Annotated in this window: 3 protein-coding genes and 4 pseudogenes; 6 read left to right on the top strand and 1 reads right to left on the bottom strand. The window is 44.6% G+C overall.

From position 1 onward, the window contains the following. Positions 1-2,396 (bottom strand): annotated as a pseudogene (gene thrA / locus DXA05_RS22285) (bifunctional aspartate kinase/homoserine dehydrogenase I); the annotation flags it as partial. Between the two features lie 401 nt (positions 2,397-2,797). Here thrA and DXA05_RS22275 point away from each other — a divergent pair. The 6 genes and pseudogenes from DXA05_RS22275 to DXA05_RS22245 all read left to right on the top strand — a co-directional run bounded on the left by DXA05_RS22275 (position 2,798) and on the right by DXA05_RS22245 (position 11,571). Beyond that, positions 2,798-3,834, top strand: a pseudogene (locus DXA05_RS22275) (asparaginase). A gap of 103 nt (positions 3,835-3,937) precedes the next feature. Beyond that, positions 3,938-5,137 carry an AAA family ATPase gene (locus tag DXA05_RS22270; RefSeq protein WP_008025260.1) on the top strand — a complete coding sequence of 400 codons (1,200 nt, stop codon included), beginning with the start codon at positions 3,938-3,940 and terminating at the stop codon, positions 5,135-5,137. Between the two features lie 11 nt (positions 5,138-5,148). Next, positions 5,149-6,516 carry a DNA repair protein RadA gene (gene radA, locus DXA05_RS22265; RefSeq protein ID WP_008025275.1) on the top strand — a complete coding sequence of 456 codons (1,368 nt, stop codon included), beginning with the start codon at positions 5,149-5,151 and terminating at the stop codon, positions 6,514-6,516. Between the two features lie 66 nt (positions 6,517-6,582). Next, on the top strand, positions 6,583-8,232 hold the full coding sequence (locus tag DXA05_RS22260) for an FAD-dependent protein (protein ID WP_087322360.1): 1,650 nt from the start codon (positions 6,583-6,585) through the stop codon (positions 8,230-8,232). 16 nt (positions 8,233-8,248) lie between these two features. Continuing rightward, a pseudogene (locus tag DXA05_RS22255) lies at positions 8,249-8,850 on the top strand (response regulator transcription factor). A gap of 256 nt (positions 8,851-9,106) precedes the next feature. After that, positions 9,107-11,571: pseudogene (locus DXA05_RS22245) on the top strand (TonB-dependent receptor). Positions 11,572-11,786: the final 215 nt, after the last annotated feature.

Below are 11,786 nucleotides of genomic sequence, written 5' to 3'. Positions count from 1 at the left end.
GGCAGCTGTTACTCCGGCGCCGGCGCGTATCCCTGAATCATCATCGGATATTCTTTATAGCGTTCTGTAGTAAGCAGGATAATGTTGTTGCTGCCTTCCAAGCCGTAGAACGGGTGGTTGGCGCCTACTTCCTGTAAGCCGACAGAGGCTTTTCCGTTCTCCAGTTTGGCAACGAAACGCCAGTGTTTATTTTCTTTCTCCAATACCTGACGGCGGGCTTCAAAGTCTGCGTCGAGACTTGGAACACGTTTCCAGAAATCTTCCAGAGAACCTTCAAAGAAGTCATTGGGGACAAAGAGGTTCTTTTCAACATCTTCCTGTTCCAGACGGTATCCGGCTTCACGTGCCAGAATCACCAATTTACGGATGACGTCTTTTCCACTCAAGTCGATACGCGGGTCCGGTTCGGAGTAGCGTTCTTCCTGTGCCATTTTGATGGTACGGCTGAAAGGAATATCGGCGCTGATCTTATTAAAGATGTAGTTCAGTGTGCCTGAAAGCACTGCTTCAATCTTCAGAATCTTGTCGCCGCTATGAATCAGGTCGTTGATCGTGTTAATAATCGGAAGACCTGCACCTACGTTTGTTTCGAACAGATATTTCACACCACGTTGGCGGGCAATTGTTTTCAGTTCACGATAGTTTTCGTAAGCGGAAGAAGCGGCAATCTTGTTGGCTGCTACCACAGAGATATTGTGTTGCAGGAAATCTTTGTAAAGCGATGCGATATCGGCGCTGGCCGTACAGTCTACAAAAACGGAGTTAAAGATGTTCATTCCGATAATCTCGTCGCGGATGGTTTGCAGACTACTGTCTTTACCCTTTTCCAACAGTTCCTGACGGAAATTAGAAAGGTCGAAACCTTCACGGCTGAACATTGCTTTGGCAGCATCAATGATACCTACCACATGGAGTTTCAATCCGTTTTCCATCATGAGTTTCTGCTGTTGGCAACGAATCTGTTCTACGAGGCTGCCGCCTACTGTACCGACACCGCAGATAAAGAGGTTCAGTACCTGATATTCGGAGAGGAAGAAAGAGTCGTGAATGACATTCAGGGATTTACGCAAAGATTTGGAATCGACCACAAAAGAGATGTTTGTTTCCGAAGCTCCCTGTGCACAGGCAATTACGTTAATACCGTTGCGTCCCAGCGTACCGAAAAGTTTACCGGCGATACCCGGGGTATGTTTCATATTCTCGCCTACGATAGCAACAGTAGCTAAATCTCTTTCCGCAAGAATCGGAGAAATCTCGCCCATCTCTATTTCTTTCGCAAATTCCTCGTTCAGCACTTCACAAGCCAGGTCGGCATCGGCATTACGCACACCGATAGAAGTACTGTTTTCCGATGAAGCCTGCGACACGAGGAATACGCTGATTCCGTTCTTAGCCAATGCTTTAAAGATGCGGTAGTTTACACCGATCACACCCACCATACCGAGTCCCTGAACAGTAATCAGGCTGGTGTCGTTGATGGAGGAAATACCTTTGATAGCCTTGCTCTGCGGGTTGGAAACTTCTTGTTTGATAACCGTTCCCACTCCGTCCGGATTGAAGGTATTCTTTATTAGAATAGGAATATTCTTGTGACATACGGGATAGATAGTCGGCGGATAAACCACCTTTGCACCGAAGTTACAAAGTTCGGTCGCTTCTACATAACTCAATTCCGTAATGGTATAAGCAGTTGAAATGACACGCGGGTCAGCCGTCATAAACCCGTCTACATCCGTCCAGATTTCCAGACTTGCCGCATCCAGAGCCGCAGCAATAATGGCAGCCGTATAGTCCGAGCCACCACGTCCGAGGTTCGTCACATCTCCTGTCGTTTTATCCGAAGAGATGAATCCCGGCACCAGTGACACTTTAGGGATAGACTGGAAAGCCTCTTTCACCAACTTATTAGTCAGGTCAGTATCCAACGTGTGTTTACTATGTTTTCTTTCGGTCTTGATAAAAGTGCGCGAATCGAACCATTTTGCTCCGTCAATCAGTTCGGTAACGATGATGGATGAAAGGCGTTCACCATAGCTGACGATTGTATCCGAGGTCTTAGCAGAAAGGTCTCTAATCAGATAAATTCCCTGGAAGATGTCCTTCAACTCGTTCAGCAGTTCGCCAATCTGACGTTGCAACGACACTTGCTTTTCTCCGGCAGGAATCACCTCCTTAATCATCTCCACATGACGGTAAACGATTTCGCGGAACTCACCCTCGTATGCTGAATCTCCTGCTGCCGCCATCTTTGATGTATTTATCAATTTGTCAGTGATGCCTCCCAATGCGGAAACAACTACAATTACCGGCTCACTTGCCGACTCTACAATTCTCTTTACGCTTAAAATGCTGTTCACGGAACCTACGGACGTCCCGCCGAATTTCATTACTTTCATGAAGATACTTATTTAAATGCAATGTCCTGCAGTTTACTTTTTACAGAACGATTGGTTGTTTACGAATAAAATTGAAATTGAATTTTGCCTGCTTATACAAGCGTGAATCACGTAGATACACAAAAACTATCCATTAACCCCTAAGGGTCATGGTACACATGGATGTGACTGTATGTGGATAGTACTTCATCATAGTCCTTGTTTCTACTCTTGTTTTTGATAAGTGTCGCAAAAGTAATAATAAAAACGTTCAATCTATCACTTTTTTCGGTTTTTTTCTGATAAAAAGAATCTTCCGTCTTCTATTCGTCCTGTCATTCGCCTTTACTTTTATGACATTTTGCTACTTATATATCAAATATATTATTATATTTGCGAAAACAATCGCACAAAATCAGCTTATGAATCCATTAAATACTTCCGTATTGCTAATATACACCGGTGGAACAATTGGCATGATCGAGAATGCCGCGACGGGTGCTCTGGAGAACTTTAACTTCGAGCAACTGCAAAAGTATATCCCCGAACTGCAAAAGTTCAACTTCCCGATTGACACCTATCAGTTTGATCCTCCAATGGATTCGTCGGACATGGAACCGGATATGTGGCGGAAGCTGGTACGCATCATTCATGAAAATTACGACCGCTACCACGGCTTCGTCATCCTGCACGGAACGGATACAATGGCTTACACTGCTTCCGCATTAAGTTTTATGCTCGAAGGACTCGATAAACCTGTTATCCTCACAGGTTCACAACTTCCCATAGGTGTACTTCGCACGGACGGAAAGGAAAACCTGATGACCAGCATCGAGATTGCCGTCGCACAAAACAAGGAAGGGAGGGCGCTCGTACCGGAAGTGTGCATCTTCTTTGAAAATCATCTGATGCGGGGAAACCGCACGACCAAGATGAATGCGGAAACTTCAACGCGTTCCGTTCTTTCAATTATCCGGTATTGGCGGAAGCCGGAATCCATATCAAATATAATAATGTGCAGATTCACGTAAATGGTGAAGAGCGGGAATTGAAGCCTCATTATCTGCTAGATACCAATGTTGTGGTACTGAAACTCTTCCCGGGCATCCAGGAAAATGTGATTGCCGCCATTCTGGGGATTGACGGATTGAAGGCTGTCGTGCTCGAAACATACGGTTCGGGAAATGCTCCCCGGAAGGAATGGTTCATACGTCGGCTTTGTCAGGCCAGCGAACGTGGAATTGTGATTGTCAACGTGACGCAATGCAGCGCAGGAATGGTAGAGATGGAACGTTATGAAACGGGCTACCAGTTATTGCAGGCAGGTGTTGTCTCCGGATATGACAGTACGACGGAATCTGCTGTGACGAAATTAATGTTCTTACTGGGACATGGATATACAGCGGACGAGGTGCGCGACCGGATGAACCGTTCGATGGCAGGAGAGATAACTCTGTAAATTCCCTGTTTGTTTTACGCATTGAACAGATTTTATCTGAATTTGTTTTGCGCGTTGAACAAATTATGCCTATTTTTGTATTCCATAGAAAACAAATAAAGATATGGATACACTAATCAGAAGATACAAAAGGTTATTAACAGCTACTTCCACAACCTATATCAGAAGCCTGATGAATACAATCAATTGGGATAACCGTCTGATTGCTATCCGGGGAGCTCGCGGAGTTGGGAAAACAACTTTAATGCTTCAATACTTAAAACTTCATTATGCCAATGATAGCCAAAGTGCCTTATATACAAGTTTAGATAGTCTGTATTTCACACAGCATTCTCTTAGCGAACTCGCCGAACAGTTTTACCTGAAAGGAGGTAAATGCCTGTTCTTGGATGAAGTGCACAAATATCCGTCATGGAGCAAGGAAATTAAAAATATATATGATGAGTTTCCTGAACTGAAAATAGTATTCACCGGGTCATCCTTACTCCAACTGCTGAATGCGGAGGCCGACTTGTCTCGTCGATGCATATCATATAATATGCAAGGGCTATCCTACCGTGAATATCTGAATTTATACCATCAGATTGACATCCGCCCTTACACGCTGGAAGAGATATTGGACAATAGTGATGGAATTTGTAATGAAGTGAATTCCCAATGCCGTCCCCTCGCCTATTTTGAAGACTATTTGAAACATGGATACTATCCTTTTTATTTGGAAGGAAATGCGGAATACTACACACGTATCGAAAATATAGCCAACCTGATACTCGAAATCGAACTTCCCCAGCAATGCGGAGTGGACATCAGTAACGTGCGAAAACTAAAAAGTCTGCTGGGAATCCTCTCCTCCGAAGTGCCTTTTATGGTGGACATCACTAAACTCTCTGCTATGGCAGAACTTTCACGTACTACTATTTTGGCCTATTTACAGTATCTGGACAGAGCTAAATTAATCCACCTTCTTTATTCGGATAATGACTCTATCAAAAAGTTACAAAAACCGGATAAGATTTATATGGAAAATACTAACCTGCTTTATGCATTGACCTTTAAAGATGTAAACAAAGGAACATTGAGAGAGGTGTTCATGGTAAACCAACTCGCCTATCAACATCGTGTGGAATATTGCACGCGTAGCGCAGACTATACGATAGACAGTAAATATACGATAGAAGTTGGCGGGAAAAGCAAAGACGGGAAACAGATAGCTAACAGTAAACAAGCATTTATTGCCGCAGATGATATTGAATATTCGGCCGGAAATAAGATTCCACTCTGGGCATTCGGATTTTTATATTAAAGAAAGAGAATATGGCAAAAGAGAAAACCGTATATGTATGCAGTAATTGCGGACAGGATTCACCGAAATGGGTGGGTAAATGTCCGTCGTGTGGAGAATGGAATACGTATGTTGAGGAAATCGTACGGAAAGAACCTACCAACCGCCGCCCGGTGTCGGGCATTGAAACACAGAAACCCAAACCACTGGCACTTAGCGATATTGAAGCGAACGACGAGCCACGCATCAATATGCACGATGATGAATTGAATCGCGTATTGGGTGGCGGACTTGTGCCGGGTTCTCTTGTCCTGATAGGCGGTGAGCCGGGAATCGGTAAATCCACGCTCGTCATGCAGACCGTACTGCACATGCCGGAAAAGAAAATCCTTTATGTGTCCGGTGAAGAAAGTGCACGACAGCTTAAACTCCGTGCCGACCGTCTCTCTGATACTTCCAGCGATTGCCTGATTGTTTGTGAGACTTCGCTCGAACAAATTTATGTGCATATCAAGAATACGAATCCCGATTTAGTGATTATTGACTCTATACAGACTATTTCCACCGAGAGTATCGAATCATCTCCCGGAAGTATTGCGCAAGTCAGAGAGTGTTCGGCATCTATTCTTCGTTTCGCGAAAGAAACGCATACCCCTGTGTTGCTGATCGGTCATATTAATAAAGAAGGAAGTATTGCAGGACCTAAAGTATTGGAACATATCGTCGATACCGTCCTTCAATTTGAAGGCGATCAGCATTATATGTATCGTATTCTGCGCAGCATCAAGAATCGTTTCGGCAGTACGGCAGAGTTAGGGATTTATGAAATGCGTCAGGATGGGTTGCGCCAGGTGAATAATCCTTCCGAGCTTTTGCTTAGTCAGGATCATGAGGGAATGAGTGGAGTAGCTATTGCTTCCGCTATCGAAGGAATCCGCCCGTTCTTGATCGAGACACAGGCTTTGGTCAGTTCTGCTGTTTATGGAAATCCTCAACGTTCGGCAACCGGTTTCGATTTAAGAAGAATGAATATGCTGCTGGCTGTTCTCGAAAAGCGTGTCGGATTCAAGCTGGCACAGAAAGATGTGTTCCTGAATATTGCCGGAGGACTGAAGGTGAATGACCCGGCTATCGACTTGCCGGTTATCAGTGCCATCCTTTCTTCCAATATGGACGCAGCCATTGAGCCGGAAGTTTGCATGGCGGGAGAAATCGGACTGTCGGGAGAGATACGTCCTGTAAATCGAATAGAGCAACGTATCGGTGAAGCCGAGAAATTGGGTTTTAAACGGTTCTTGTTGCCAAAATACAATCTGCAAGGTATTGACACTACGAAACTGAAGATCGAATTAGTGCCGGTAAGAAAGGTGGAGGAAGCATTCAGGGCTCTATTCGGATAGGGCACTGATGCATACATTATCCGCTTTATCTATTTTATAATCGAAAACAATATCAATAATAACTAAATGACACAAGAATTCCAACTCCGCATACTTCCCGAAATCGCAGCAAACGAACAGAAACTAAAAGAATATCTTTCTAAAGAAAAAGGTTTGAACCTGCGTGACATCACCGCTACCCGAATCTTGAAACGAAGCATCGATGCACGGCAGCGGACTATCTTCGTCAATCTGAAGGTACGAGCATATATCCGTGAGATGCCTAAAGATGATGAATACGAGCATACTATATATAATAAGGTAGAGGGAAAGCCGCAAGTGATTGTCGTGGGCGCAGGTCCCGGCGGACTATTTGCAGCCCTGCGTCTCATCGAACTGGGGTTACGTCCCGTTGTTATCGAACGCGGAAAAGACGTACGCGAGCGGAAAAAAGATTTAGCACAAATCAGCAGGGAACACACGGTTGACCCGGAATCGAATTACAGTTTTGGCGAAGGCGGTGCAGGAGCTTATTCGGATGGGAAACTCTATACCCGGAGCAAAAAGAGAGGAAATATAGATAAGATATTGAATGTATTCTGCCAGCATGGGGCTTCTACGGCGATATTAGTAGATGCGCATCCGCATATCGGGACAGACAAGTTGCCACGTGTCATTGAAAATATGCGGAATACCATCATCGAGTGTGGCGGAGAAGTACATTTCCAAACACGAATGGAGGCACTGATTATCGAGAATGACGAAGTAAAGGGTATCGAAACAAATACAGGAAAGACTTTTCTCGGACCTGTGATACTGGCAACCGGACATTCGGCGAGAGATGTATATCGTTGGCTGGCTGCGAATCATGTGGCGATTGAAGCGAAAGGCATTGCAGTCGGTGTCCGTTTGGAGCATCCGGCAATGTTGATCGATCAGATACAATATCATAACAAGGAGGGACGAGGCAAGTATCTGCCTGCCGCAGAATATAGCTTCGTCACACAGGTTGAAGGCAGAGGAGTGTATAGCTTCTGTATGTGCCCCGGCGGTTTCATTGTTCCTGCTGCCAGCGGACCGGAGCAAGTGGTAGTGAACGGAATGTCTCCTTCTAATCGTGGCTCGCGATGGAGTAATTCGGGCATGGTGGTGGAAGTGCAACCGGAAGATTTAATAAATGGAGAGTGGAGAGTGGAGAATGAAGAGTTAGCTGCGCAACGAAATGAACAGCTGCTGGCTCTTAACCCATCTCTAAATAACTCTCAACTCTCAACTCTCAACTCTCAACTTCTTCCCCTTTACTTTCAGGAAGAACAGGAACGCCAATGCTGGTTACAAGGAGGCAGAAGGCAGACAGCACCGGCACAGCGTATGCAGGACTTCACCCGCAAGAAGTTGAGTTACGACTTACCCGAATCTTCTTACAGTCCGGGATTGATTTCTTCTCCGCTTCATTTCTGGATGCCGGAGTTTATCAGCAAAAGATTATCTCTCGGTTTCCAGCAATTCGGACGTTACAGTCATGGCTTCCTCACTAATGAAGCGGTGATGATCGGCGTAGAGACACGTACTTCTTCGCCTGTCCGCATCGTACGCGATAAAGAGACATTGCAACATACAACCGTTCGCGGATTATTTCCTTGCGGAGAAGGTGCAGGCTATGCCGGAGGGATTGTTTCTGCCGGAGTGGATGGAGAACGGTGTGCGGAAGCGGTAGCCAATTATTTCAATCGTTAACTAAAACTACATGAAAATGAATCATCAACCCGAAATAGCCATTGTAGAAGCAAACACCCTGACCAGTCTCGGCCTGAAAGGAATCCTGGAGGAAATGATTCCTATGGCAACCATACGTACCTTCCATCAATTCAGTGAACTGATGGACGATACGCCGGATATGTATGCCCATTATTTCATTTCCGCACAGATTTATGTGGAGCACAATGCCTTCTTTCTCCCCCGGAAACGAAAAACAATTGTATTGGCAAGCGACAGTCCGCAATTCCAACTGTCCGGCGTGCCTGTACTCAACATCCATGAATCCGAGGAAGAATTGGTGAAAAATATATTGAAACTCCATCAACACGCCCACCACAACGGTTATCCGGTGAAAGACATGCCATCCATGCCTCCGGCGCAGCTCATCAGGAGATTCTATCTTCCCGTGAAATAGAAGTGCTCGTACTGATAACCAAAGGATTAATCAACAAAGAGATAGCAGATAAACTGAATATCAGCCTGACCACCGTTATCACTCACCGGAAAAATATCACAGAGAAATTAGGTATCAAGTCCGTCTCCGGACTGACTATTTATGCGGTAATGAACGGGTATATAGAAGCAGACCGAATCTGATTCACCACAGAGGACGCAGAGGATAAAAAGGATAAAGAAGGTAAAGAGAAAAACTTTCCACACTTTTTCCCAAAAACACTCAAACAGTCTGTATCAGAGAATGAGTGAAGATGTTACCTTCACTATACCCTCTGTGTCCTCTGCGTCCTCTGTGGTGAAAATTGTGGTGAAAACTGTGGTGAAACAAATCCTAATAAATGAGGATTGACCATTGTCTATATTTGCCGTTACTTTGCAGCAGATAAATGAACAGCAGATGAAGAGAAAGAATTTTATGATTGCCCTTACGCTCCTGACGACTGGTACAGCATGGGCAGAAGATTTCCCGAAAGACTCACTAAAAATAGTAGACATCGAAGAAGTGGTAGTGATTGCCACTCCGAAAGAGAATCGTAAGTTGCGTGAATTACCGGTGGCAGCCACCGTTTTATCGCAAGATAATATGCGTGCCAATCAGGTGAACTCTGTGAAAAACCTGACAGGCATCGTCCCTAATCTGTTTATCCCCGATTATGGTTCCAAACTGACCACTTCCATTTATATCCGCGGAATCGGCTCACGTATCAACACTCCGTCCGTAGGACTTTACGTAGACAACATCCCTTATATCGACAAATCCGCTTTCGACTTCAACTATGCTGATATCGAACGTATTGATATTCTCCGCGGACCACAAGGCACTCTCTACGGGCGTAATACGATGGGAGGACTTATCAAAGTGCACACAAAATCGCCTTTCACTTATCAAGGTACTGATATCCGCATGGGAGCAGCGACCTACAATAATTATAATGTGTCACTCACCCACTATCACCGGACATCCGACCGCTTCGCCTTTTCTACCGGAGGTTTCTACGAACACACAGGTGGCTTCTTTGAAAATTCGGCAAGAAACAACGAAAAGGTAGACAAGAGCAATGCCGGTGGCGGACGTTTCCGTGGTATTTACCTGCCTAGTTCGAACCTGAAAATAGATATGGCCCTTAGCTATGAATATAGCGATCAGGGCGGATATCCGTATTACTATACCGGGATTACCCCCAGTGCAATAGCTAAAGCGAAAGAAAATGGTAAAGAAATGACAGAAGACCGGGCAGATCATATCGGTAAGATTCATATAACGACCGCAGCAGTTACCGCCGTGGATTGCTCAACTCCGGTGTTAACATCGAATATCAAGCCAACAACTTTATATTAAGTGCCGTGACAGGTTATCAGAACCTGAACGACCGTATGTTTCTCGATCAGGATTTCACAGAAAGAGATATTTTCAATATTGAGCAAAAGCAACGTGCAAACACCATTTCCGAAGAGATTGTGTTGAAAGCCAAACCCGGAAAAAGATGGCAGTGGGCTACGGGAGCTTTCGGATTCTATCAATGGCTGCATACTACGGGACCTGTTTTGTTTAAAGAAGAAGGAGTGAAGTCGGTCATTGAAAACAACGCCAATGCAGCTTTTGAAGAAGTATCTGCCAAACCCGGAGCTCCCACCATGGGAATGACTGTGCACAACCCGACCTTAAGCGTAGGAGGAACTTTCGACACCCCGACTCTTAGCGGTGCACTTTATCATCAGTCTACTTTCAACAACTTGTTCATAGAAGGACTGTCCGTTACAGCCGGCCTCCGGCTCGATTACGAGAAAATCAGTATGAAGTATAATTCTCTTAGCACTCCTATCGACTTTGGTTTTGATTTTCACTTAGCTATGGGACCCAACCAAATAAACTTGTCTGATCAGAATATGAAAGCCCCTGCCTCTTTCGTTGGCAAGCTCTCTACTGATTATGTACAGCTCCTACCCAAATTTGCTATTCAATATGAATGGAAGAATCAAAATAACGTTTATGCCACCGTCACCCGGGGATATCGTTCGGGAGGATATAACATCCAAATGTTCTCTGACTTATCACAAACAGAATTGAAAAATTCGATGATGAATGCCATCAAAGAAAGTCCAACAATAGGGCAAGATGCCACCTGGGGAAAAACCATCATTAATATGATGAACCAAATGGTACCTACAAAAGAGATTGATGTAAAAGCGTCCACCACTTACAAACCCGAATATTCGTGGAACTACGAAGTAGGTAGTCACCTTACTCTATGGGAAGGAAGACTTTGGGCTGACGTCGCAGCATTCTATATGGATACCCGCGACCAACAACTCTCCCAATTTGCGGAAAGTGGTCTGGGACGTATCACTATCAATGCAGGAAAAAGCCGTAGCTATGGTGCAGAAGCAGCCCTTCGTGCCAGTGTGACAAAAGAACTTAGCCTGAATGTCAGTTACGGATATACGTATGCCACCTTTACGGATTATGTAATCACCGAAGAGCAAAAAGACGGCACTTTTAAAGTAACCGCAGATTATAATGGCAAATATGTTCCCTTTGTCCCCAAACATACCTTAAATATCGGAGGAGAATACGCCATCACCTGCAGTCCGCGCTCTATCTTCGACCGGATTGTATTCCAAGCTAATTATAACGCTGCCGGACGTATCTACTGGACTGAACAAAACGATGTCAGCCAATCTTTCTATGGCACACTCAACTGGAGAACGAATCTGGAAATCGGTGACGCAATGATTAGTTTCTGGGCACGCAACTTCTTGAATAAAGAATATGCCGCCTTCTATTTCGAAACAATGAACAAAGGTTTTATGCAGAAAGGACGCCCAATGCAATTTGGAGTAGATCTCCGCTGCCGGTTCTAATTATTTTCACTCATAGAGATATTATTTAGTCATTTTATTGTCAGCTAAAGATTTTATCCATATAGAACAATGATTATCAATCCATTGACACCTGACAATAAGTGCTGACAATAACCCAAAAACAGGCTGACAATAAAAGATTCGGACTTTTATTGTCAGCCTGTCTCTTATAGATTGATGGCATGGAATACGTGATAGAAGAACGTATGCCTCTA

Origin of the sequence: Bacteroides sp. AM54-2NS, assembly GCF_003602935.1 — a bacterium.
Taxonomy (GTDB): Bacteria; Bacteroidota; Bacteroidia; order Bacteroidales; family Bacteroidaceae; genus Bacteroides; species Bacteroides xylanisolvens.
This window is presented reverse-complemented; position numbering and strand designations above follow the sequence as displayed.